23 protein-coding genes are annotated in these 24,228 nt (G+C 69.6%); 16 read left to right on the top strand and 7 right to left on the bottom strand.

What is annotated here, in order from left to right; all coding sequences use genetic code 11:
- Positions 1-93 precede the first annotated feature (93 nt).
- On the top strand, positions 94-1,530 hold the full coding sequence (locus ACFYRH_RS26925) for a GuaB1 family IMP dehydrogenase-related protein (protein ID WP_387780973.1): 1,437 nt from the start codon (positions 94-96) through the stop codon (positions 1,528-1,530).
- Positions 1,531-1,907: 377 nt separating this feature from the next.
- Complete coding sequence (locus tag ACFYRH_RS26930) at positions 1,908-2,891, top strand: LuxR C-terminal-related transcriptional regulator (protein WP_387780976.1); 984 nt, start codon at positions 1,908-1,910, stop codon at positions 2,889-2,891.
- Positions 2,892-2,906: 15 nt separating this feature from the next.
- On the opposite strand, the gene proS is transcribed toward ACFYRH_RS26930, so the two are convergent.
- From proS to ACFYRH_RS26960, 6 genes are all read right to left on the bottom strand, one after another.
- On the bottom strand, positions 2,907-4,319 hold the full coding sequence (gene proS / locus ACFYRH_RS26935) for a proline--tRNA ligase (protein WP_387780979.1): 1,413 nt from the start codon (positions 4,317-4,319) through the stop codon (positions 2,907-2,909).
- Between the two features lie 161 nt (positions 4,320-4,480).
- Entirely contained in the window at positions 4,481-6,697 is a 2,217-nt protein-coding gene (locus tag ACFYRH_RS26940; protein WP_387780982.1) for an NADP-dependent isocitrate dehydrogenase, read from the bottom strand.
- 68 nt (positions 6,698-6,765) lie between these two features.
- Entirely contained in the window at positions 6,766-7,428 is a 663-nt protein-coding gene (locus ACFYRH_RS26945; RefSeq protein WP_387780985.1) for a pentapeptide repeat-containing protein, read from the bottom strand.
- A 142-nt stretch (positions 7,429-7,570) separates the two neighbouring features.
- Positions 7,571-8,404 (bottom strand): ROK family protein, encoded by an 834-nt coding sequence (locus ACFYRH_RS26950; RefSeq protein ID WP_387780988.1) that lies wholly within the window; start codon positions 8,402-8,404, stop codon positions 7,571-7,573.
- Positions 8,405-8,424: 20 nt separating this feature from the next.
- Positions 8,425-9,225, bottom strand: a complete 801-nt coding sequence (locus ACFYRH_RS26955; RefSeq protein WP_387780991.1) for a hypothetical protein — start codon at positions 9,223-9,225, stop codon at positions 8,425-8,427.
- 1 nt (position 9,226) lies between these two features.
- The gene (locus tag ACFYRH_RS26960) at positions 9,227-9,754 is read right to left on the bottom strand and encodes a SigE family RNA polymerase sigma factor (protein WP_387780994.1); all 528 of its coding nucleotides are present in this window, start codon (positions 9,752-9,754) and stop codon (positions 9,227-9,229) included.
- A 137-nt stretch (positions 9,755-9,891) separates the two neighbouring features.
- Between ACFYRH_RS26960 and ACFYRH_RS26965 the strand changes: the two genes are divergently transcribed.
- The 14 genes from ACFYRH_RS26965 to ACFYRH_RS27030 all read left to right on the top strand — a co-directional run bounded on the left by ACFYRH_RS26965 (position 9,892) and on the right by ACFYRH_RS27030 (position 22,511).
- Positions 9,892-10,419, top strand: coding sequence for a hypothetical protein (locus tag ACFYRH_RS26965; RefSeq protein ID WP_387780997.1), 528 nt, complete (start codon positions 9,892-9,894; stop codon positions 10,417-10,419).
- 46 nt (positions 10,420-10,465) lie between these two features.
- Positions 10,466-11,161 carry a YcnI family protein gene (locus ACFYRH_RS26970; RefSeq protein WP_387781000.1) on the top strand — a complete coding sequence of 232 codons (696 nt, stop codon included), beginning with the start codon at positions 10,466-10,468 and terminating at the stop codon, positions 11,159-11,161.
- Between the two features lie 2 nt (positions 11,162-11,163).
- Positions 11,164-11,676, top strand: coding sequence for a copper resistance protein CopC (locus ACFYRH_RS26975; protein WP_387781003.1), 513 nt, complete (start codon positions 11,164-11,166; stop codon positions 11,674-11,676).
- Positions 11,673-12,662, top strand: a complete 990-nt coding sequence (locus ACFYRH_RS26980) for a CopD family protein (RefSeq protein WP_387781006.1) — start codon at positions 11,673-11,675, stop codon at positions 12,660-12,662. Before ACFYRH_RS26975 ends, ACFYRH_RS26980 begins: the two co-directional genes overlap by 4 nt.
- A 43-nt stretch (positions 12,663-12,705) precedes the next feature.
- A complete protein-coding gene (locus ACFYRH_RS26985; protein WP_387781009.1) occupies positions 12,706-13,188 on the top strand; it encodes a MarR family winged helix-turn-helix transcriptional regulator in 483 nt (160 codons plus the stop codon).
- A 147-nt stretch (positions 13,189-13,335) separates the two neighbouring features.
- A complete protein-coding gene (locus ACFYRH_RS26990) occupies positions 13,336-14,874 on the top strand; it encodes an ABC transporter substrate-binding protein (protein WP_387781012.1) in 1,539 nt (512 codons plus the stop codon).
- Positions 14,875-15,813 carry an ABC transporter permease gene (locus ACFYRH_RS26995; RefSeq protein WP_387781015.1) on the top strand — a complete coding sequence of 313 codons (939 nt, stop codon included), beginning with the start codon at positions 14,875-14,877 and terminating at the stop codon, positions 15,811-15,813.
- 32 nt (positions 15,814-15,845) lie between these two features.
- On the top strand, positions 15,846-16,619 hold the full coding sequence (locus ACFYRH_RS27000) for an ABC transporter permease (RefSeq protein ID WP_387781018.1): 774 nt from the start codon (positions 15,846-15,848) through the stop codon (positions 16,617-16,619).
- A complete protein-coding gene (locus ACFYRH_RS27005) occupies positions 16,616-18,154 on the top strand; it encodes an ABC transporter ATP-binding protein (RefSeq protein ID WP_387781021.1) in 1,539 nt (512 codons plus the stop codon). Before ACFYRH_RS27000 ends, ACFYRH_RS27005 begins: the two co-directional genes overlap by 4 nt.
- The gene (locus ACFYRH_RS27010) at positions 18,151-19,197 is read left to right on the top strand and encodes a pyridoxal-phosphate dependent enzyme (RefSeq protein ID WP_387781024.1); all 1,047 of its coding nucleotides are present in this window, start codon (positions 18,151-18,153) and stop codon (positions 19,195-19,197) included. Before ACFYRH_RS27005 ends, ACFYRH_RS27010 begins: the two co-directional genes overlap by 4 nt.
- Positions 19,198-19,236: 39 nt before the next feature.
- Positions 19,237-20,046 carry a Rossmann-like domain-containing protein gene (locus ACFYRH_RS27015; protein WP_387781027.1) on the top strand — a complete coding sequence of 270 codons (810 nt, stop codon included), beginning with the start codon at positions 19,237-19,239 and terminating at the stop codon, positions 20,044-20,046.
- Positions 20,043-21,275: an MFS transporter gene (locus ACFYRH_RS27020; RefSeq protein WP_387781030.1), complete on the top strand. Its 1,233-nt coding sequence runs from the start codon at positions 20,043-20,045 to the stop codon at positions 21,273-21,275. Before ACFYRH_RS27015 ends, ACFYRH_RS27020 begins: the two co-directional genes overlap by 4 nt.
- A gap of 63 nt (positions 21,276-21,338) precedes the next feature.
- Entirely contained in the window at positions 21,339-22,013 is a 675-nt protein-coding gene (locus ACFYRH_RS27025) for a DUF1707 domain-containing protein (RefSeq protein WP_387781032.1), read from the top strand.
- 45 nt (positions 22,014-22,058) lie between these two features.
- Positions 22,059-22,511 carry a hypothetical protein gene (locus tag ACFYRH_RS27030; protein WP_387781035.1) on the top strand — a complete coding sequence of 151 codons (453 nt, stop codon included), beginning with the start codon at positions 22,059-22,061 and terminating at the stop codon, positions 22,509-22,511.
- A 1-nt stretch (position 22,512) separates the two neighbouring features.
- Here the strand turns inward: ACFYRH_RS27030 and ACFYRH_RS27035 are convergent, their stop codons facing one another.
- Positions 22,513-24,075, bottom strand: coding sequence for a dolichyl-phosphate-mannose--protein mannosyltransferase (locus tag ACFYRH_RS27035; protein ID WP_387782530.1), 1,563 nt, complete (start codon positions 24,073-24,075; stop codon positions 22,513-22,515).
- Positions 24,076-24,228 lie beyond the last annotated feature (153 nt).

Consider the following 24,228-nt stretch of genomic DNA (forward strand, 5'->3'; position numbering starts at 1 on the left):
GCTGGGCGCCCGTAGTACGCACCGTTGTCCTTTCATTCCGTGGATACGCGTGACAGGCTGGGTTGGTTTGTACTCGGGCGGAAGGGGTCTGTCATGCGGTTTCATCTGGATCGGGAGCCGGACGGGGACCTGACGTTCAGTGATGTGTTCCTGGTGCCTAATCGGTCGCGGGTGACGTCGCGGCTGGATGTGGATCTGTCGACCAGTGACGGGACCGGGGCGTCGATTCCGGTGGTCGCGGCGAACATGACCGCCGTGTCGGGGCGGCGGATGGCGGAGACGATCGCGCGGTGCGGCGGGTTGGCGGTGATTCCGCAGGACATCCCGGTGGACGTGGTGGCCGAGGTGGTTGCCTGGATCAAGCAACGGGACCCGGTGCACGACACGGCGCTGACGCTGCCGCCGACGGGCACCGTCGGTGAGGCGCTGAACCTGCTGCCGAAACGGAACCACGGCGCGGTGGTCGTCGTCGACCACGGGAAGCCGGTCGGCGTCGTGACTGAGGCGGACTGTGCCGGTGCCGATCGGTTCACCCAGCTGGACGCGATCATGTCGCGCGAGCTGCTGACGGTGCCGCAGGGGATCGACCCAGAAGCCGCGTTCAACCAGCTCCACGACGGCCGGCACCGGCTCGCGCCCGTCGTGGACGCGAGCGGGGAGATCGTCGGGATCCTCACCCGCCAGCGCGCGCTCCGCGCGACGCTCTACGACCCCGCCCTGGACGCGAACGGCAAGCTCCGCGTGGCGGCCGCGATCGGGATCAACGGGGACGCCGAGCAGAAGGCCAAGGCGTTGCTCGACGTCGGCATCGACGTACTGGTCATCGACACCGCGCACGGTCACCAGGAGCGGATGCTCGAGGTGGTCGAACGCGTCCGCGCCCTCGGCCCGCAGGTGCCGATCGTGGCCGGCAACGTCGTCACCGCCGAGGGCGTCACCGATCTCGTGAACGCCGGCGCGGACATCGTGAAGGTCGGCGTCGGTCCCGGCGCGATGTGTACGACGCGGATGCAGACCGCAGTCGGCCGGCCACAGTTCTCCGCGGTCCTCGAATGCGCGACCCGGGCGCGGGAGCTCGGCAAGCACGTGTGGGCGGACGGCGGCGTACGGCATCCGCGGGACGTCGCGTTGGCTCTCGCCGCGGGGGCGTCGAGTGTGATGATCGGGTCCTGGTTCGCCGGTACGTACGAGTCGCCCGGCGACCCGCACCGGGACAGCCAGGGACGGATCTACAAGGAGAGCTTCGGGATGGCTTCGGCCCGCGCGGTCCGGTCCCGGACCGCCGAGGACTCGCCCTTCCAGCGGGCCCGGAAGAGCATCTTCGAGGAGGGCATCTCGACCGCCCGGATGTACCTCGACCCGGAACGCCCGAGCGTGGAGGACCTGCTGGACTCGATCGTCTCCGGCATCCGCAGCTCCTGCACGTACGTCGGCGCCGCGACCCTCCCCGAGTTCCACGAGCGTGCCGTGGTCGGGCTCCAGACCGCCGCCGGGTACACCGAGGGCAAGCCCGTCGACACCAGTTGGTAACCGCCTCGGCCTCACTCCCGGGGTGAGGCCGGGCGCTGGAGAAGTTCATGCGCCGGGCGATAGTCAGCGGTCGGCGTTCGGTGGCACGGTGTTGTGACAAGGGGGAGGGAGGGACATCGGACGATCCGTCGGGGGGTCGGAGATCTCGTGGGGGCACGGGACCGATCGACGCGGGGGACCACAGTTGCCGGTGTTCCTACTCGTGGTCGCGGGCGGTGTCGAAGGGTTCGGCCGAGGCTTGGGAGGGCGACTCGGGAACTCGTTCCACCGCCCGCGACTGCTGCCTCGATCCGGGCGATCCACCCATCGTGCTTGGCAAGTCGCCGGTCCGGCGGCATAGTCGAGGGATCGATGGTGCACGGGTGGGGAGCCGGGTCGTGGACGCAGACAAGGCAGCCCCGCTGCGGGTGGATGCGGAGACCGCCATCATCCTGCGCGAGGCGTACCACAAGATCGAGGCGCTGTTCCGGTCCGACCACTACGGTCTGTACGACTACGTCCGGGTGGTGGCCGGGAAGATCGCGCCTGTCGACGCGTTCTTCGTCGGGTTCCTGCAGGGCGCCAGCCGGGTCCGGTACCCGTACGGGTACGACGACGGTCATTACGTCACTCCGGATACTCATATCTTCGGCCCGAACGGTCAGACCGCCTGGCTGCTGAAGCACCGGCAGACGTACCGGTTTGCCTACGACAACGGTTTCGCGCTGCATGCCGGCGTACCGGTCGGGCAGGTCGGGCGGCGGTCCGAGGACGTGGTGACCGTACCGATCTTCCGGGCGGCCAAGGACGGGCCCGACCAGCTGTTCGGGCTGCTGTCGATGCAGAGCTACACGCCCAGGGCGTACGACGACAACGCGGTGCGTGCGTTCGAGTGGCTGTGCGAGGTTGTGGAGCGCGTCCTGACCCGTGAAGGCGAGGACCGCCAGGCGTTGCGCCGGCTACCGGCCGGGGACATCGGGCCGAACCTGCTGACGTCGGACCACGTGATGGAGTACCTGACGCACCGGGTGGCGTCGATCCGGGAGATCGCGGCCGAGGCGTTGCGGGAGCCCGACGTGAGTTCCGCCGTACACACGCACCTGGACCGGATCGTGGACGCCACCGAGCACATCCAGTCCGAGCTGATCGAGATGCTGATGGAGACCGACGAGGGGCCGGAACGCCGATTCAGCAGCCTCACCAAGGCGCAGCAGGGGGTCGCCGTCCTGCTCGCCGACGGACTCGACAACGACCAGCTCGCCGCGGAGCTCGGCGTCAGCCTGAACACGGTCAAGACCCACCTGAGCGCGATCCTTCGCAAGTACGGCCTGCGCAACCGCGCCCAGGTAGCCGACGACGTCCGCAGATACCTTGCCCGCTGACCTCCTGTACGGCCTTCAGTAGGAGCGGGCGACGTATGCGGTCAGGTCGGGTTCATTGTCTCCAATGGGCAATGAACCGTCCTGGCGTTGCAGGCAACGGACCGTCATGCCGGCCTCGGCCAGGCGGTCCTCGCCTTCCTCGCCGACGGCGTCGTACGGCAGGCTCGCCCAACCCGCGGCCGCGGCTTCGACAGCCTCCTCGACCGTCCTCACCGTGGTGATGCGGGCAGCCTGGCGAGCGGCCGCTTCAGCCAGCAGGTTCGCTTGGTCGTCCTCGATCGCCGCCGCGACGGTCGACGTCAGCTCCGCCAGGCCGACCGCGGCCTTGGCCGAGCCACGAAGCCGGCGTACGACGGTCGCGCTGTCGCCGGCCAGGTCGCGCGGACCCAGCTCGATCCGGATCGGTACGCCCTTCAGCTCCCAGTTCACGGCACGCCGACCGAACGGCTGATCGGTGCGATCGTCGACCGTCACCCGCAGCCCCGCTGACTCCAGGTCCGCCGCGATCCGCCGAGCCGCCTCGACGGTCTCGTCCTTCACCGCGAGTACGACGACCTGTACCGGCGCGACCGCGGGCGGGACACGGAGGCCGTCCTGGTCGCCGTGCACCATGATCAGGCCGCCGACCATTCGGGTCGTGCTGCCCCACGACGTGGTCCAGGCGAGCTCACGCTGCCCGTCCCGCGAGAGGTACCCGATGTCGAAGGCGCGCGCGAAGTTCTGGCCGAGCTCGTGGGACGTGCCCATCTGCAGCGCCTTGCCGTCGCCCGTCATCGCCTCGAGCGTCATCGTGTTGATCGCGCCCGCGAAGCGTTCGCGGCGGGTCTTACGGCCGGCGACGACCGGGATCGCCAGGATGTCGACCATGACGGCGCGGTAGACGTCGTACAGGATCCGTGTCACGTAGGCGCGGGCGTCCTCGGCGGAGGCGTGGGCGGTGTGGCCCTCCTGCCAGAGGAACTCGGTGGTCCGCAGGAACAGTCGCGGGCGGAGCTCCCAGCGGACGGCGTTGGCCCACTGGTTCAGCAGGAGCGGGAGGTCGCGGTAGCTCTGGACCCACTTCGCCATGTACTCGCCGATCACGGTCTCCGACGTCGGCCGGACCACGGCGGGCTCCTCGAGTTGCTTGCCGCCGGCATGCGTCACGACGGCCAGCTCGGGGCTGAAGCCTTCGACGTGCTCGGCCTCGCGCTGCAGGTAGCTCTCGGGGATCAGCAGCGGGAAGTACGCGTTCGCGGCGCCGGTGGCCTTGATCCGGCGGTTCATTGCCTCCTGCAACAGTTCCCAGATCCCGTACCCGTACGGTCGCACGACCATCGTCCCCCGGACCGGCCCGTTGTCGGCGAGCTCGGCTTTGGCAATCACATCCTGGAACCAACGGGGAAAGTCCGCTGCCTGATCGGCAAGCACGGAACGGGTCGTCTTCATGCCGTACGAGTTTAGGAGGAGGAGATGCGGCCCGCCGCTCAATTAACAGCCCCCGGCGCCCTTGCGGGCGCCGGGGGCTGGAGAAAAGCGGTGGCGGCGTGAGCCCGCACCCCGGCTGGGGGCGGGAGGCCGACCGCCCCGCCGGGAAGCGGCGTTGCTGGTTACAGCGAGGACAACGCGTTGTTCCAGGTCTTGGAGGGGCGCATGACGGCGGCGGCCTTGGCCGGGTCGGGCTGGTAGTAGCCGCCGAGGTCGACGGGGGTGCCCTGGACGGCGAGGAGCTCGTCGACGATGGTCTGCTCGTTGCTCGCCAGGGTCTCGGCGAGCGGAGCGAAGGCCTTCGCGAGGTCGGCGTCGTCGGTCTGCTTCGCCAGCTCCTGCGCCCAGTACAGCGACAGGTAGAAGTGGCTGCCGCGGTTGTCGATCCCGCCGACGCGACGGGTCGGGGACTTGTCCTCGTTCAGGAACGTGGCGGTCGCCCGGTCGAGGGTGTCGGCGAGGATCTGCGCCCGCGCGTTGCCGGTCGCCTGCGCCAGGTGCTCGAAGCTCGCGGCCAGCGCGAAGAACTCACCCAGGCTGTCCCAGCGCAGGTAGTTCTCCTTGACCAGCTGCTGCACGTGCTTCGGTGCCGAACCACCCGCACCGGTCTCGAACAGACCGCCCCCGGCCATCAACGGCACGATCGACAGCATCTTCGCGGAGGTCCCGAGCTCGAGGATCGGGAACAGGTCGGTCAGGTAGTCACGCAGCACGTTGCCGGTCACCGAGATCGTGTTCTCGCCGCGGCGGATCCGCTCGAGCGAGAACTTGATCGCGTCCACCGGCGCCAGGATCCGGATGTCCAGGCCCTCGGTGTCGTGGTGGAACAGGTACTCCTGCACCTTCGAGATGATCTGGGCGTCGTGCGCGCGGGTCTCGTCCAGCCAGAACACCGCCGGGTCGCCGGTCGCCCGGGCCCGGTTGACGGCCAGCTTGACCCAGTCCTGGATCGGCGCGTCCTTGGTCTGGCAGGCGCGGAAGATGTCGCCGGCCGAGACCGCCTGCTCGAGGACGACGTCACCGGCGGTGTTCACCAGCCGCACGACGCCCGTGGTCTGGATCTCGAAGGTCTTGTCGTGCGAGCCGTACTCCTCGGCCTTCTGCGCCATCAGGCCGACGTTCGGCACCGAGCCCATCGTCGACGGGTCGAACGCACCGTTCGCGCGGCAGTCGTCGAGGACGGCCTGGTAGATCCCGGAGTAGCTGTGGTCCGGCAGTACGGCGAGGGTGTCGGCCTCCGCGCCGTCCGGGCCCCACATGTGCCCCGACGTACGGATCATGGCCGGCATCGACGCGTCGACGATCACGTCGGACGGGACGTGCAGGTTGGTGATGCCCTTGTCCGAGTCGACCATCGCGAGCTTCGGGCCGGCCGCCAGTTCGGCGTCGAAGGAGGCCTTGATGTCGGCGCCCTCGGGCAGCGCGGCGATGCCGTTCAGGATGCCGCCGAGACCGTCGTTCGGGGTCAGGCCGGCCTTGGCGAGCACATCGCCGTACTGCGCGAACGTCTCCGGGAAGAAGGCCCGGACGACGTGGCCGAAGATGATCGGGTCGGAGACCTTCATCATGGTGGCCTTCAGGTGGATCGAGAACAGCACGTCCTCGGCCTTGGCCCGCGCGACCTGCGCGGTGAGGAACTCGCGGAGCGCGGCGACGTGCAGCACGGACGCGTCGACGACCTCGCCGGCCAGCACCGGGACCGACTCGCGCAGCACCGTGGTGCTGCCGTCGTCACCGGCCAGCTCGATCCGCAGCGAGTCGTCGGCCGGGATCACGGTGGACTTCTCGGTGGCGCGGAAGTCGTCGTTGTCCATCGTCGCGACGTTGGTCTTCGACTCGGCGGACCAGGCGCCCATCCGGTGCGGGTGGGTCTTGGCGTAGTTCTTCACCGAGGCGGGCGCGCGGCGGTCCGAGTTGCCCTCGCGCAGCACCGGGTTCACGGCGGAGCCCTTGACCTTGTCGTAGCGGGCCTGGATGTCGCGCTGCTCGTCGGTCTTCGGCTCGTCCGGGTACTCCGGCAGCGCGTAGCCCTGGGACTGCAGCTCGGCGATCGCGGCCTTCAGCTGTGGGATCGAGGCCGAGACGTTCGGCAGCTTGATGATGTTGGCCGCGGGCGTCTTGGCCAGCTCACCGAGCTCGGTCAGCGCGTCGGCGATCCGCTGGTCGTCCTTCAGGTATTCCGGGAAGACCGCGAGGATCCGGCCGGCCAGTGAGATGTCCCGGGTCTCCACGCCGACACCGGCCTGACCGGCGTACGCCTGGATGACAGGCAGGAACGAGTACGTGGCGAGCGCCGGAGCCTCGTCGGTGTGCGTGTAGATGATCGTCGAGTCAGTCACAGCCCCACCCTAATGGGCGATCCGGCCGGGCCGGCTTCGGCGTGGGGAGGCTCACGCCCGGTGATCCTTCAGTCGAGATCGTCCGGGTGGGCCAGCGTGATCCCGGTCGCGACGGTCACCGCACTCGTGAAGGCCAAAGTGTCGATCGGGGACGCCGCCGCGACAGTCGCGCCGGCCAGCGAAGCCAGCCCCTTCGCACCGTCCCAGGTGCAGTCCACGAACACTGCCTTGGTGGCTTTGACCTGGGAGAACTCGACTCCGGACAGGTCGCAGCGCCGGAACACCGCACCGGTCAGGTCGGCGGAGACGAAGTCGGCGTTCTGCAGCCGGCAGTCGGTGAGCTCGACCTTGTGGAACTTCGCGAACCGGAACGAGCCGAAGTCGAGCACGGTGTCGCGGACCGTGACGTGCTGGAACGTCGCGCCCGGTCCGGCGAACCCGATCATCCGGGACGCGGTGATCGCGACCCGCGTGAGCGCCGCGTCCGACCAGCGGGCGTTCGCGATGTCGCACTGGACGAGCTCGGTGTCGACCACGATCAGCTTCTCGAGATCGGACCCGGCCAGTTTGCACCGCGTCAGCCGGCAACCGCTGACCTCGATGTGCTCGGCCTCCAGGTCGCTCAGGTCCACGTCCTCGAGCCCGAGATCGAGCAACCGCTCCTCGTCCTCGATCTGCTCCGGCAGCGCGGACTCGAGCTGGGCACGCAGACGCGGTACGGCGATCTTCACGACCCCGACCGTAGCCGCCGCCACCGACAAGCGGCGGACTCCCACCACTCACCAACCGTCCGCCGGTCGCCGGGCTTGCGCTCGGCCGACAGCTCGAAGCGGCCGTCAGGCGCGGTTGGTGGGTGGTGCAGGTCCGGGCTCGTCAGGAACGCAGGTAGTGGGCGGCGGCGCCGACGAGGGCGGAGTGTTCGGTGTCGTGGGTCGGGGACGCGGGGAAGGGCAGCGCCGCGGCGATCAGGTCGAAGGCGCCGGAGATCGACCCGCCGAGGACCGTGCGCGTCACCCCGAAACGCTCCAGCCACGGGCCGAGCGCGGCGGCCAGGTCGGTGAAGCAGGCGGTCAGCACCTCGTGCGCGGCGGTCTCGCCGGCGCGGGCCTGGTCGGCGATCTCCTTCACCCCGGGTGCCTCCGCCCCGGTCCGTTCGGCGTACCGGCGCAGGATCGCCCGCGCCGAGATCGAGTCCTCCAACGGCTTCCCGGCGTACGACGTCTTGTACAGCTCACCGCCCGGCGGGACGGTGTCGCCCTCGCGGACCACCCGGCCGTCGGCGAGGAACGCCGTACCGATGCCGGTGCCGATCGTGACGCCGACGCAGCGTTCGGCGCCGCGGACCTCACCCGCGGTCCATTCACCGACGGCGAACGCCTCGGCGTCGTTCATGAACAGCAACCGGTCGATCCCGAGCTCCTTCGCCAGCGCGGCGCCCAGGTTGAAGCCGTACAACTGGTCGAACTTGCCCTGGGCCCGGTACCAGGCCACCCCGGTCCCGAAGTCGAACGGACCCGGAAGCGCGACCGCCAGGCCGTTTGCCAGCGGCAACTTCCGGGCCGCCTGCGCGAGTTGTTCCACCACCACTTCGGCGGCCGCCTGGGACTCGAGCTGCGCCCGATCCACCTCGGTCACGTCCCACGATTCCGGCGCCACCACGGCCGCCGTGACGTGACTTCCCCCGATCTCCAGCACCGCTACGTCCATTGGCACATCATCGCAGGACTTCAGTACTGCTCCTTGAACACCTGTTTCCCCGAGGCGTCGTACATCGTGATGTAGATCGGGTCGGTGTTGCCGAGCAGGATGTTCCCGGTCCACACGCGGTGTGCCCAGTAACCGTCCTTGATCGTGGCGTCGGCCTGCTGGCCGAGGCCGCTGAACGCGATCCGGGTGACTCCCTCCGGCACCCGGCCCGCGTAGCTGTACCGCACCCCGTGGCAGACGGTCGGCGCGACGTGCCCGTCCGGTGCGGCCATGTTGTCGCGATTGACCGCGTGATCGCCGCAGGCCGTGCTCCAGTACCGCTGGATCTGGTACTCGCGGGTGACGATGCCGACGTTGAGCAGGGTCGCCCCGAACCCGCCCAGTGGCTGCTTGTCGACCGGTACGCCGGCCACGCAGTACGCGTACTGGGTCCCGTCCGGCGACCGCCGCACGGTCATCGACCCGTCGGGATCGGACACCTCGACCACCTTGTCGGTCCAGGTGGCGACCACCTTCTCGCGCCAGGCGTCGTCGTTCGCGGTCCGGAAGAAGTCGTCGGACTTGGCGCACAGGTCGGTGATCGCGGGCGGCTGGGTCACGGCCGGAGCCGGCATCTGGACGGTTTGCGGCCCGTCGAGCCGGCCCACCACGAGGACGGCGACGACCGCGGCGGCGGTGGTGCCGGCAGCGGTCGCGGCCATCGCCAGCCGACGGACGCGCGTCCGGTGCCGTCCGGCGGCGACGAGTTCGGTCGCGTCCGGGGTGAACGTGGCCGGCCGGTCGGACGCCTCGTCCATCAAGGTCTTCAGTTCGTTCGTCATTTCAGCCCTTCATCCCAGCCAGATCGGAGAGCTCGGCGAGGGCCGGGTGCGTGCGTAGTTTCTCCAGCGCGCGCAGCGTTTGGCTCTTGACCGTGCCGGGGCGGCAGTCGAGGGCGATCGCGGTCTCGTCGACTGACAGTTCGTCGAAGTAGCGGAGTACGACGCAGGCGCGCTGCCGGGGCGGGAGCTCGGCGAGCGCCTTGGTGATCACCAGCCGGTTCTCCAGATCGCCGAGCGAGTTGGAGCGGTCGGGCTCGTTGACGAAGTACTCGCCGGCGCTGACCACCTCCTGGCTGGACTTGCGGCGCAGCGCGTCGAGGGTGGTCGACACGACGACCTTCCGGGCGTACGCGCCGATCGCACCCTTGCGCTGGATCCGGCCCCAGCTCCGGTACAGCCGGATCAGCGCCTCTTGGGTCGCGTCCTCGGCCCGCCGCCAGTCCCCGCACAGCAGGTAGGCGGTCCGGCACAGAGCGTTCGCATGATGGGTCACGAACTCGACGTAATCCTGCTCGGTTTCCGGTCTCACCCGCGGCTCTCCCCAGTCATGCCGAGGCAAACGTGCTGAACAGGTCAAACGGTTGCACGGATTCGCGGTCAGATCTCAGGAATGTGGGAACGGTCGCGCGCTCTTGTCCGTAGAGTGACTGGAGCGAGGGGACTGTGATGCCGACCGAGGGCAGGGCCACGCCCGTGGTCGCGGCGCTGAGCGTCGCGGTTGCGGTGCTCGGTCATGTGCTCGTCGGGGGTGGTGGGGTTCCGCTCGTCGTGGTGCCGCCGTTGGCTGCGCTGGCCGCGGTGTGTTGGCTGCTGGGGGAGCACCTGGCAGGCGAGTGGTTGCTGACGGCCCTTGTGCTGGCCACGGTGCAGCTGTTCGTCCACGTCACCCTCGACGCCTCGACCATGCATCATGGGATGTCTCCCGGTATCGGAGGCGGTCTGTTGATGACCGCAACGCATCTGGGCGCCCTGCTCGCGGGCGTACTCGCGATCAGCCGCGCGCACCGGTGGGTTCTGCGGGTACGGACGGTGTTCGCCCGGCTGCTCCCGGAGTTGCCGGTACTGCGGCCTGTGCTGCCCCTCGCCTCCGCTGTTCCGGATTTCCGCTCACCCTGGACCCCTACCGGGGCCCGGCTCGGTTCGAGCGTCTCCGGGCGCGGGCCTCCCGGCGTACGAGTGCTCCCAGCTGTCTGAACCGGCTCACCGGCCGGACTACTCGTATGCCTTGAAAGGTTCTCTCATGCCCAAGAGATTCGTGCTGCGCGCCGGCGCGATCGTCGCGGCGTCCGTGCTCGTGGCGATCGGTGCCGCGGGCTCGGCGTCGGCCCACGTCACGGTGTCGTCACCGGACGCCAAGCCCGGTGGCTACGCGAAGCTGGTGTTCCGCGTCCCGACCGAGTCCGACAACACCAGTACGACGAAACTCGTCGTGTCCCTGCCCGCGGACCACCCGTTCGCACACGTCGGTGCGCAGGTGAAGGACGGGTGGAAGGTGGAGAAGACGGAGCAGAAGCTCCCGGCGGCGGTCAAGGTCGGTGACGTGACGCTGACCAAGGCGATCACCACGGTCACCTGGACCGCGGCCGCGGGCGGTATCCCGCCGAACGACTTCGACGAGTTCGCGCTGTCGGTCGGCAAGCTGCCCGAAGGCGTTGACTCGCTGAGCTTCCCGGCGGTCCAGACGTACAGCGACGGTGAGGTGGTGAAGTGGGCCGACGTCGCCAAGGACGGCGCCGACGAGCCCGAGCACCCCGCGCCGACGCTGAAGCTGACCGCCGCGGTCACTCCGGTCGCCGCCACGGCGTCCGCAGGGTCGGAAGGTACGTCGGACTCGCTCGCCCGCTGGCTCGGCGGTGCCGGTCTGCTGGTCGGGCTGCTCGGTCTCGCGTTCGGTCTGCGTCCGCGCAAGCCGGTCGCGGCGGAGTCCGGGAAGTAGCCGTGCGCCGACTGATCGCAATACTCGTCGCGTCGTTCGCCGCGCTGGTGGTCTCCACCGGCGTGGCGGCGGCGCACGCCAAGCTCGAGTCGATGACGCCGGCCGACGGGGCGTCGATGGCCGCGCCGCCGGCGAAGGTGGTGCTGACCTTCAACGAACCGGTCGGTGCCGACGGGACGCAGGTCCAGGTGAACTCGCCGAGCGGCAAGAACGTCGCGAACGGTGACGTCCAGGTGGTCGACAACACGGTCACCCAGCCGGTCGGCGCGATGATCGAGGCCGGCAAGTACACCGTCGAGGCCCGGGTGGTCTCGGCCGACGGCCACCCGGTCACCGTCTCCGGTGCGTTCACGGTCACGCACGCCGGCCACCCCGCGACCGAACCGGTCGGCACCCCGACGGGGACCCAGCAGGACAGCAGTTCCAACACCGTCACGATCGTCGCGATGTGCCTGGTGATGCTGGTGGTCGTCGCCCTGGCGGTGGTCATCGTCCGGCGCCGCCCGGCCTCATGAGCCGCACCCGCTTGGTGCTGCCGGGAATGGTTGCCGCCGGCATCGTGGTGATGGTGCTCGGCCTGCTCGCCGCCGGCGGTGCCCCGACGCGGCCGGCGGACGGGCTGCTCGGCGCCGGCCTCGGCATCTCCTGGGCGGTTCCGGTACTGCGGATCCTCGCGGACGGTGCCGCGGTGGCGACCGGGGGCGCCGTACTGGCCGTCGTGCTGTTCCTGCCCGCGAAGGACGGGAAGCTCGGTGACAAAGCGATCCGGGCCTGTCAGGACGCCGCGGTTGCTGCTGGGGTGTGGGCCGTCGCGAGCATCGGCGGTCTGGTGGCGACCGCGACGGTGATCCTCGGCATCCCGCTGTCCCACCTCACCGAACACGCGGCGCCGGCGGGACAATTGCCGCAGGTCCGGGCGCTCGCGGTTGCCGTCGTACTCACCGCCGTACTGGCCGTTGTGCTGTCTGGTGTGAAGACGTTGCGTGGTGCCCGGTTCGCCGCATTGCTGACCGTGGCCGCGCTGATCGGTCCGCTGCTGACCGGGCACGGCGCCATCGCCAGTACGAGCTTCTGGTCGGTGCTCGCGACTTCTTCGCTCGTCGTCCACGTCGTCGCCGTTGTCGTGTGGGTCGGCGGCCTGGGCGCCGTACTGCGGTACGCCCGTTCGCCGCAGGCGGTCGAGTTGTTCAGCACGCTCGCTCTCGTCTGCACCGTGACGGTCGGTCTGACGGGACTGCTGACCGCCGAGATCCACCTCGGTGGGCGAGCGGACGGCTGGGGCCTGATCACCCAGTGGGTCACCAGCGGGTACGGCGTTCTGGTGCTCGGGAAGACCCTGGCGTTCGCGACTCTGGTGTTCATCGGGTGGCAGCACCGCCGGCACACCCTGCGACGGTTGGTGGACGGGGATGCGGCGGCGTTCCGGCACCTCGCCGTACTGGAACTCGTGGTGATGGGGGCGACGATCGGGCTGGCGGTCGCGCTGTCGCGGACGCCGTGACGCGAGTCGGTGACATGTCAACAGACGCCCGTACACTGGGTAAATGACGCAACCGCGATGGCTGGACGAGCGGGAGGCGCGACTCTGGCAGTCGTACCGGGACACGCATCGCGAACTGATGCGCGCGCTCGAGGCGCGGATGATCACCAACTCGGGTCTGTCCGGCGCCGACTACGCGCTGCTGCACCCGTTGTCCGAGGCCACCGACGGCGTACTCCGGACGCGTGACCTCGGCCGCTCGGTCGGCTGGGAACGCAGCCGCCTGTCGCACCAGGTCAGCCGGATGGAGAAGCGCGGTCTGGTCTGCCGCGAGGAGTGCACCGACGACGCCCGCGGCTCGATGGTCCGCCTCACCGAACTGGGCCGCAAAGCCGTCGACGCCGCCGCTCCGGACCATGTCGCCGCCGTCCGAACGTTCTTCTTCGACCGCCTCACCCCGGACGAGCAGACCCAGCTCACCACCCTCCTCACCCGCATCGCCGAAGACCTCCCCGCCACCTGCACCCCGGCGGACTGCGACGAGTAGCGGTTACTCCAGGTACTCGCTGGTAGTTGTGTGGTGACACGCCGTCACAGCAGGCGGCGGGCGAGACCCTGCCGAAAGAATGATTCGCGTCGGGTTCGGATGCGCGCTGGATTTGACAATCGTTTTCACTAACGTGAGGATTGTCGCGTGTCCGAGGCTTGGGGTAGGCGTGGATTTCTGGGGCTGGCCGGGGCTGCCGGGCTGGCTGCCGGGCTGGCTGCCGTCACCGGGTGCGGGGCCGATGCGGCCGCGCAACCCAAGCAGGGCGGGCGGTTGCGCGCGGTGTACGCCGGTGGTGGCGCCAAGGAAGTGCTGGATCCGCACGTGCAGAGCCTGTTCGTGGACATCGCGCGGCACAAGGCGATCTACGAGAAGCTCGTCGAGCTCGGCCCCGATCTGAAGCCCGTACCGCGTCTCGCGTCGAAGTGGGACCACGACGGTACGGCGACCACGTGGCGGTTCACGCTGCGGGACGCGACGTTCCACGACGGCGCGAAGCTGACCGCCGAGGACGTGCTGTACAGCCTCGCCCGGATCGCGGATCCCGCCGTACCCGAGCGGGTCGCGCAGTCGTCGCTCGCGACGCTGGATCTCAAGCGCAGCAAGGCGATCGGCCGCTCGACGGTCGAGCTCGTGCTGACCGCGCCGAACGCGGAGTTCCCCGCATTGCTGGCCGGGATCGGCACGCAGATCGTGCGGAACGGGTTCAAGGACCCGGCCGAGCCGGTCGGCACCGGCGCGTTCCGGTACGTGTCCTTCGAGGCCGGCCGATCGATGGTCGCCGCCCGGTACGACGACTACTGGGACGAGCCCGCGCGGATCGAGGAACTGCAGATCCTGTCGGCCGACTCGGAGGCGCGCGCCAACGCCGTCCAGGGTGGGCAGGCGGAGTATGCCAACGACATGACCGCGACGTTCGCGCGGACCGCCGAGGCCGGGAAGGCCGTCCGGATCGTGGCGGCCAAGGCGAGCACGATGCAGGCGTTCGTGATGAAGGTCGATCAGCCACCGTTCGACAACCCGGACGTGCGGCTGGCGTTCAAGTTGCTCGCGGACCGGCAGCGGCTGGTCGACGTCGTGCTCGCCGGGCGGGGCGCGGTCGGGAACGACCTGTTCGGCAAGGGATATCAGTACTACCCGGCCGATCTTCCGCAGCGCGAGCGGGACGTCGACAAGGCGAAGTCGTTGCTGGCGAAGGCCGGTCTGGTTGGCAAGCAGGTGGAGATCTTCACCGCGGACGCCTCGGCCGGGTTCGTGGAGTCGGCGACGTTGTTCGCGGAGCAGGTCGCGGAGGCCGGCGTGCGGTTGAAGGTGACGACCGGGAGTCCGCAGACGTATGCGAAGGACCTGCTGACGAAGGGTGCGATCGGCAACCATCGCTCGGGGGCCATGCCGATCCCGCAGTACGTGACCGATCGGCTGCTGTCGCACTCGCCGTTCAATGTGACGCATTGGCGGCGGCCAGCGTTCGACGCGGCGTTCGCGGCGGCGCGTGCGGTGACGTCCGAGGAGCAGCGGTCGGCGAAGTACGGCGTACTGCAGAAGTCGTTGCGGGACGAGGGCGGCATCCTCGCGTGGGGATTACCCGATTACCTCGTGGCGGTGTCGGCGAAGGTGCAGGGTGTGCAGGCGGCGCCGCCGAACACGCTGGACCAGGGCCGGTTCGACAAGGTGTGGCTGGCCTGAATGCGGTCGTACGCCGTCCAGCGGGCGCTGCTCGCGGTGCTTCAGCTGGTCGTGCTCTCGGTACTGGTGTTCGTGCTGACGTCACTCCTGCCGGGAGATGCGGCCGAGTTGCGGTTCACCGAGACACTGACGCCCGATCAGGTCGCAAGGCTGCGGGCCGAGCTCGGGCTGGATCAGCCGGCGCCGGAGCGGTTCGTGCACTGGATGGGCAACGTGCTGAGCGGCGATCTGGGGACGTCGTTGATCAGCGGGGGACCGGTGGCCGGGATCGTGCGCAGCTCGATCGGCGCGACGCTGGTACTCACGCTGGCGACGCTCGCCGTTGTGGTCCCGCTGGCTGTTGCCCTGGGCATCGTCATGGGAACCCGCGAGAACGGCCGGATCGACCGCGCGATCACCTCGGTCACCCTGGCGCTGTCCGCCGTCCCCGACTTCGTGATCGCAGTGGTCCTGGTCGCGGTCTTCTCGCTGAAGCTGGGTTGGCTGCCCGCGACGTGGGTCGGCGGCAACCTGCTCACCTCGCCGGTCCTGCTGGTCCTCCCGGTCGCCGTTCTCCTCGGCCGAACGGTCTGTCTCCTGTCCCGCCAGGTCCGCGCCGGCACCATCTCCGCCTTGAACGCCGAGTACGTCGCCCAGGCCCGCCGGCTCGGTGTTCCACGGCGCCGGCTGCTCCTGCGTCACGTCCTGCCCAACGCCGCGGTCCCCGGCGTCCAGGAACTGGCCCGAACCGGCGACACGCTCCTCGGCGGGGTCCTGGTTGTCGAGGCCATCTTCGCCATCCCGGGCTTCGCCACCGCTCTGGTGGACGGCGTGGAGACCCGTGACCTCCCGGTCGTCCAAGCCCTCACGCTGACCCTGGCCGTGGCTGCTCTTCTCATCAACCTGGCCGCCGACCTCACCTGCAACCGCCTGGTCCCTCGAACGGCCCTGCTCCGATGACCCCGGCCCCGCGCGAACGGATTGCGGTTGGTGTGTCCGCCGTTCTGGTCCTGGTGCCGCTCGGAGTGGCGGTGTTCGGCCCGCTCGTCCCGTACGACGGGCGCGCGGGACTGCCGTACGCGCCCGAAGGACTCCTGGGGACGGACGGGCTGGGCCGAGACGTCGCCGGACTCCTGCTGGCCGGTGGACGAACGGCGTTGGGTATGGCGTTCGGCGCCGTCCTGATCGCCTATCTGGTCGGCGGCGCGATCGGGCTGGTCGCGGCATCGACCCGCCATCGCTGGCTCGACGAAGGGTTGATGCGACCCCTCGACGTACTCCTGCCGTTGCCGTCCCTGCTGGTGATCAGCGTGGTGGCCGTCGGCTGGCAGGCCTCCGCACTCGCGATCACGGTCGCTGTCGCGATGGTGAACGTCCCGACCGTCGCGCGACTCGTCCGCGCCGCCGCGCTCGATGCCGCCAGCGGCCCGGTGGTCGAAGCCCTGCGCATGCAACGCGAGTCCTGGTTCGCCATCCACATCGGGTACGTCGGACGCTCGGTCCTGGGCCCGGTCGCGGCGGACCTCGGCACCCGCATCACCCTCGCGGTCTTCCTCGTCGCCTCGGTGAACTTCCTCGGCCTCGGGCTCAGCCCGACCGCACCCGACTGGGCGGTCAGCGTGTCCCGAAACCGCGAAGGGCTCCTCCTGCAACCCTGGTCGGTGCTCGCACCCGCTCTGTTGCTCGTCTCCTTCACCCTCGGTTTCAACCTTCTCGCCGACCGTCTGGTGCACCGGTCCCGTCGGCTGGTCGAGGTGGCCCCATGAGCCTGGTGCGAGTGGACAACCTGACCGCGACCGCAGGCGACACCTATCTCGTCGACGGCGTCTCGTTCGAGGTCGTCGCGGGCGAGGTGACGGCGCTCGTCGGAGCCTCCGGGTCCGGCAAGACCACGTCGGCGCTGGCACTGCTCGGTGACCACGGCGACGGCGTACGGCTGACCGGCCGCGTGGAGGTGGCCGGCGAGGCAGTTGTCGACGGCAACGGAGTGACCGCGGCCGCGGCCGGGATGCGTGGACGTGTCGTGGCGTACATGCCACAACATCCAGGAAGTGCCCTGAATCCCGCCCGCCGGATCGGTACGACGTTGCGCGAGCTGGCGAAGCTCCACGCCGGCAACCCGGACGAGGCTGTCCGGGCCGCGCAGGTGCCCGGTGATCGCGCGACCCTGAAGCGCTTTCCGCATCAGTTCTCGGGTGGGCAGCGGCAGCGCGTCGCGCTCGCCCAGGCGTTGACCTGTGGTCCCGACGTACTCGTCCTCGACGAACCGAGTACCGGCCTCGACTCGATCACCAGGCTCCAACTCGTCCACGAGCTCAGGGACCTGGCAGCCACCGGGCTGGGAATCTTGCTACTCAGTCACGATCTCGACCTGGTTCGCGCCCTGGCCGCGCGTGTCGTCATCCTCGATGCCGGCCGGGTGGTCACCTCCGGCAGCACAGAGGTCCTCCCGCCCGCGCCGGACCACGCCGTACCGGGAACCTCCGGCGATCGGCGACCGTTGCTAAAGGCAATGAACGTGTCAGCCGCGCTGCGGCCCCGAGGTCGCGACGTCGTCCTGCGCGACGTCGATCTCGCTGTCCCGGCAGGCGCCTGCCTCGGCGTCGTCGGCCGCTCCGGCAGTGGCAAGACGACGCTCGCTCGGTGCCTCGCGGGCCTGCATGAGCGGATGGCCGGCGCGGTCCTTCTCGACGACGCTCCGCTCCCGGTCCTCCGCAAACGCAACCGAGAGCAGCACCGTCGCGTCCAGTACGTCTGGCAGGAAGTCCGCGGCTCCTTCGACGAACGCCGCCCGGTCGACCAGCAAGTCGCCCGTACGGCGCAACGCCTGCGCGCCCTCGCTCCGGACCAGGCCCACGCCGAGGCGGTGGCCACGCTCGCCCGGCTCGGTGTCGCGGCGATCACCGCGGCCCGTCCGCCGAGCCGGCTGTCCGGTGGCGAGCTGCAACGCGCGGCTCTCGCGCGGGCCGTCCTCGCGCATCCCGACGTACTGATCTGTGACGAGATCACCACGGCGCTCGACGATCGCGGGACGGCGCTCGTCCTCGACCTGCTGAGTGAGCTGAAGAGCCGCGGGGCGGCCCTGATCTGGATCGGCCACGACCTCGGTCTGGTCGCCGCCCTCGCCGATGAGGTGCTGGTCCTCGACGGCGGTCGCGTGGTCGAGCAAGGCCCGCCCGCGACGCTCACGACCGCGCCGCAGCACCCACTGACTCAACGGCTGGTCGCAGCCGCCCGACTCGGTGACCAAGAACCTCCGCCCGTGTTATCCCTCGACACAAGGAGCGAACCGCGCCGATGACGCGACTGCACGACCACCTGGCGGAGGCCATCAAGGATCCCGACCCGATCAGGGTCGGAGATGATCTGATCTGCCTCAGGTTCGAGACGATGAAGGTGTACTCCGCGCTCGGCGCCGTCCGGCACCTCCTGGAGACCGGACGAGTCCGGCCGGGGGACACGCTGATCGACAGCTCGAGCGGGATCTACGCACATGCCCTGGCGCTGGCCTGCCACCGGTACGGGATGAAGTGCCACATCGTCGGCTCGACCACCGTCGACCGGACGCTGAAGATCCAGCTGGAGATCCTCGGCGCGACCGTCGAACAGGTGCCGTCGTCCAACAACCTGCAGCTCGACCAGAACCTCCGGGTCCGCCGGATCGGCGAGATCCTGCGCGACAACCCGACGTACCACTGGATGCGGCAGTATCACGACGACATCCACTACCTCGGGTATCGCGCGGTCGCGGAGCTCGTGGCCGAGGTGGTGCCGACCGGCCCGCTGTGTCTGGTGGGCGGAGTGGGGACGGGCGCGTCGACGGGCGCGATCGCGGCGTACCTGCGGGAATGCGGACGGGATGTGAACCTGGTCGGCGTGCAGCCGTTCGGGAGCGTGACGTTCGGCGCGGGGCACACGCAGGATCCGGAGATGATCATCGCCGGGATCGGGAGCTCGATCGAGTTCCGGAACGTGCGGCACGAGCTCTACGACCGGTTGCACTGGGTCTCGTTCGAGTACGCGATGTCGGCGGCGGTGGATCTGCTCCGGACGTCCGGCGTGTTCGCGGGGCTGTCCGCGGGGGCGGCGTACCTGTCGGCGCTGTGGGAGCACAACTGCGACCGCGGCCGCCGGCACGTGTTCCTCGCCGCGGACACCGGCACGCGCTACGTCGAGTCCGCGTTCGCCCGGCATGCCGAGGCGCGGCCGATGGCGTCGATGCGGCCGCGCGAGATCGACTCGCTGGACCAGCTCTCGGTGCCGTGGTCGGCGATGTCGTGGGACCGGCGGGACTCCACGCGGACCCGTCGTGAAGAGTTTCCATCTGCGACCCCGTCGCATTAAGATCTGCATGACAACCCCCGAAAGGCCGGCTGATCTGCCATGTCCGCTTCAGTAGCTGAGCTCACCGCATCCGTCCTGGGCGGCTCGTTCGGCCCTGCGCCTGAAGACCTCGACATCATCAGCGCTTTCTGGCTGCACCACACGACTCGGTTGCCCGGCGCCGACGTCACTTACCGCAACTACTACGTGCTGCTCCGGGTGGGCGAGGTTTTCGGCGCCTGCTCGTTCGAGGCCGGCGAGTTGGATCCGTCGTACTGCGCCGACACCTCCGGCCGCACGCTGGCCGACGTACTGTCCGCCGACGAACCGCTCCCGGTGCGTATCGCCGCCCTCGACGCGTACCTCGCCGCAGTCGCACCGCACCACACGGCGGCGAACGCGGAAGAGGTCGTCCTCCCCGCCGGTACGCCGGATGTTCGCGCGCGGGCCCGTGACGCCGCCGTGGCCGGTCTCCTGGATGTTGCCGACGGCACCAAGGTCGCGCTCATCGGCGTGGTGAACCCGCTCGTCGACGCGATCACGCACCGCGGCGGGATCTGCCTCCCGTGCGACTTCAACCTCCGCGAGACCGCCTCCGGCCTGCCGGTCTCCCAGGACATGACCAAGGTGGTCGACGCCGCCGACGCGGTCGTCGCCACGGGGATGACGCTGTCCAACGGCAGCTTCGACATCCTCCTCACTCGTTGCCGTGAGCAATCGAAGCCGCTCGCGATCTACGCGCAGACCGGCAGTGCGGTGGCCCGTGCCTTCCTCGGCCACGGCGTCACCGCGCTGTCGGCCGAGCCGTTCCCCTTCTCCCAGTTCAGCTCCCGCCCGAGCAGCCTCTATCGCTACCGGACGGACAGATGAGCACCTCGCAGAACCCAGCCCTCGCCGCGCCTCCGGCGGCGGTCCCCGGCGACTTCCGGATGGCGCGGCGGTTGTGGCCGTTCCTGATCGCGTCCACGGTGAGCCTGATCCCGTTCACGGTCTTCGGGATGTACCTGGTTCCGATCGCGGATGCGGCCGGCGGGAGCGTGGCCGAGATCGGCGGACTGCGCGGCCTCGGCGGGCTCGCGGCGCTGGCGGTGGGGATCTCGCTGGCGCCGTTGATGGATCGGATGCCACGTGAGCTGGTGGCCGCCGGTGGGCTGGCGTTGCTGGGTGTTTCGGCGGCGTTGGGGGCGGTGGGAAACGTGTTCGCGCTGGCTGCGTTCTGCTTGTTGATCGGAGCGTCGACATCGATCCTCGCGCCGTCGATCGGCGCGGCGGCCGCGGACCGGTTCTCGTCTCCGGCCGCGGCCGGGCGTGCTGCGACGTTGGTGTCGGCAACGACGTCGGCGATGGCGATGCTTGCGGCCCCGGTGCTGGCCGGTCCGGGGCTGATCTGGGGCTGGCGGGGCAACCTGCTGGCGGCGGCGGTGGTCTCGATCGCGTTGTCCGCGGCCTTCTTCTGGCGCGGGCGTGGGCGGAAGGCGCCGATCGCCACGAGACAGCGGATCAGCTACCTCGCGACGTACCGCGAACTCGCGCGCGTCCCCGGCGCCCTCCCGCTACTCGCGGTCGCCATGCTCCGCACCGCTGCCTTCATGGGGTACCTCGCCTACCTCGCCGCGTTCTACGACGAGAAGTTCGATCTCGCTCCCGGGTGGTTCGCGCTGGTCTGGTCGCTCAGCGGCGCGTCCTTCTTTCTCGGGAACCTGCTCGCCGGGCGCTACATCGCGACCGAGCGGCCATGGATCAGCCCGGAGAAGATGCTCCTCGTCGGCATCACGGTCGCGCTCATCGCGGTGTCTGCCTTCTACTTCTCGCCGTCACTGCCGCTGACGCTGCTGCTCACGGCGTTGATGGGCGCCGGCCATGCGACTGTCGCCGCCTGCGTCACCACGCTGCTGGTACGCCGCAGCGGTGACCTCCGCGGCTCGGCCCTGAGCGTGAACGCGGCCGGCATGAGCCTCGGCACCTTCCTCGGCGCCGGGATCGGCGGCCTGGGTCTCGGCCTCGCCGGCTTCACCGGCACAGCGATCACCTTCGCCGCGATCACCCTCGTCGCGCTGCTCTGCGCCCTGAGAGTCCACCGCCGAGACGGCCTTCGGTAAGGGTAGGGATCGGGGGTTTACCGGAGTCCTCAGCGGGCCGTTCTCGATATATCGTTCGGTCTTATGGAGAATCTGCCCGACCGCCCGCATCCGCACGCACACCTGCGGGCGTCCGATGTCGATCGTGACCAGGTCGTCGACGTGCTGCGGGACGCGCTGATGTCGGGCCGGTTGTCGCAGGACGAGCACGCCGAGCGGCTCGAGCAGGCGTTGCAGGCCAAGACCCTCGGCGAACTCGAGCCGATCACCCGCGACCTCGTCGTACCCGGTCAGGCGATGCCGGCGGCGCAAGCCGTACGGCCGGCCGCGGCCGGCAGCCTGGTCCCGATCGAGGAGCCTGCCGACCCGGACCAGAGCTTCGACACGATGCTGGCGATCTTCGGAGGCGGCGAGCGGAAGGGCCGCTGGCGGGTGAAGCGGCGGACCAACGCGGTCGCGGTGTTCGGCGGGCACGACCTCGACATGACGGACGCGGTGTTCGAGGGGCGCGAGGTGACGATCTACGCGTTCGCCGTGTTCGGCGGGATCGACATCACCGTCCCAGAGGGCGTGGCGGTGCGCAACGAGGGGGTCGGGATCTTCGGCGGGTTCGCCGCGCACGGCTCCGACGACCCGGACCCGAACGCACCGACCGTCGTGATCAAGGGCCTGGCCCTGTTCGGTGGCGTCGGCGGCCAGTCCTCGGCCAAGCGGCACGGCAAGAAGCGCAAGGACAAAGGCCACCACGAGCTGCACTGACCAAATTGCGGTGCGACCGCGGGCAGCCGCCCGTAGCCTGCGGTCATGGCCGACCAGCCCTTCGTTCCTGTTGACTTCGACGTCCCTCGGGAGCTGCGCACGCAACGTTTCCGGCTCGAACCGCTCGGACCTGAGCACAACGTCGCGGACCACGCCGCCTGGACCAGCAGCATCGAGCACATTCGCTCGACGCCAGGGTTCGGCGGCAGTTGGCCGCCCGCCGACGCGATGACGCCGGAGGCGAATCTCGGTGATCTCCAGCGGCACGCGGACGACTTCGTCGCACGCCGCGGGTTCACCTACACGGTCCTGGAGACCGGCGGCGACGTGATCGGCTGCTTGTACATCTACCCGTCGCGGAAGGATCCGGCCGTCACCGACGTCCGGTCGTGGGTCCGTTCCGACCGCGCCGAGCTGGACATCGTCCTGTACGGCGCCGTCAGCGACTGGCTCGCGACCCGCTGGCCGTTCGCGACCGTCGACTACGCTCCGCGCTGACTCAGATCCAGGACTTGAACCACATGCGGCTGAGCCAGGCCGGGTGCGGGAGCACCTTGTCGGTCAGGATCGGCCAGATGTAGGCGAAGTTCAGCACCACGAGGACGACGAACGCGCCGACCACCGCGCTACCGATCAGGCGGCGCGGGGACGCCGTACCCATCACCGAACCGACGGCGGCGCGGGCCGGGCCGAGGATCTTGCCGAGGATCAGCGCCAGCGCCATCACGGTGAACGGGATCATCGTGACCGCGTAGAAGAAGAAGATCGGTCTGGTGTCGAACGCGAACCAAGGCACCCAACAGGTCACGAACCCGACGATCGGTACGCCGAATCGCCAGTCGCGCGTGCCTATCCACAGCACCAGCGCCGCGATCAGCGCGAGCGCACCGCCCCACCAGAGCAGCGGCGTACCGAGGGCAGAGATCACCTGCAGGCAGTTGGTACCGGCGGGCGCGTTGCAGCCCGGCGTCCCGGGCTTGATGTCGTTGACCGCGTCGAAGCCGATCGGGCGCGCGATGATCGGCCAGCCCGCCGGGTTCGACTGGTACGGGTGGGTGGCGTGCTTGATGTAGTCGCCGGTGTGGAACGCGAGCACTTCCTTGTGGTACGCCAGCAGCGACCGGAAGTCGTCCGGGACCACCTTCATCACGCCGTGCGCCGGGTTGCTCGCGGCCCAGTTGTGGTCGTAGGCGTTGTCGTGCAGCAGCCAGCCGGTCCAGGTCGCGACGTACGTGACCCCCGCGACCAGCACCAGGCTGACGAACGCCGGGATGCCGTCCACCAGCGCCGACTTCACGAACGCGAACCGGACGCCGAGCGCGCGCCGCGCCCCGAAGTCCCACGCGAACGCCAGCACGCCGAACGCGGCGAGTGTCCAGACCGCCGACCACTTGGTACCGAGCGCCAGCCCGAAGCAGATCCCCGCGGCGATCCGCCATGGCCGGATCAGCAGCCAGCGGCCGATCGTACGGCGGCTGCCGTCCGCGACCGGGGTGTCCAGGGAGTCCGCGTGCCGGCGCCGGGTCCAGTCACGGTCGGCGACCAGGCAGGAGACCGCGGCGACCAGCCAGAACGCCAGGAAGATGTCCAGCAGCGCGACCCGGGACATCACGAAGTGCAGGCCGTCGACCGCGAGCAGCAGGCCGGCGATGGCGCCGATCAGGGTCGAGCGGGTCATCCGCCGTACGGTCCGGATCAGCAGCAGGACCGTCAGGGTGCCGAACAAGGCCGGCATGAACCGCCAGCCGAACGTGTTCATCCCGAACAGCTGCTCGCCGGCCGCGATCATCCACTTGCCGACCTCGGGATGCACGGTCAGGCTCGGGGTCGGCTTGAAGACGTCCAGGTTGCCGCTCAGGATCGCCTTGTCGGCGGCTCCCTCGGGCTGGTCGATGAACTGCCGCGCGTAACCGAACTTGAGCAGGCTGTAGGCGTCCTTGGCGTAGTACGTCTCGTCGAAGACGAACTTCACCGGATTGCCGAGGTTCCAGAACCGCAGGACGCCGGCCAGCACGGTGATCGCCAGCGTCGCGATCCAGCCCCCGTCGAAGTCCTTCGGCATCGCCGGGTACAACCGCTCCTTGAGCGGCGGCAGCCGTCTCCCGAGCACGTCCCGGCCGAGCGTCTCCCGCTCCTCGCCGGTGTCACTCCGCCGCGCAGTCCCGTCCTCGATCACAGCAGCCACGCCCGCCATCGTACGGACGCCCGGGTACCA

This window comes from Kribbella sp. NPDC004875 (genome assembly GCF_042873375.1).
Classification (GTDB): Bacteria; Actinomycetota; Actinomycetes; order Propionibacteriales; family Kribbellaceae; genus Kribbella.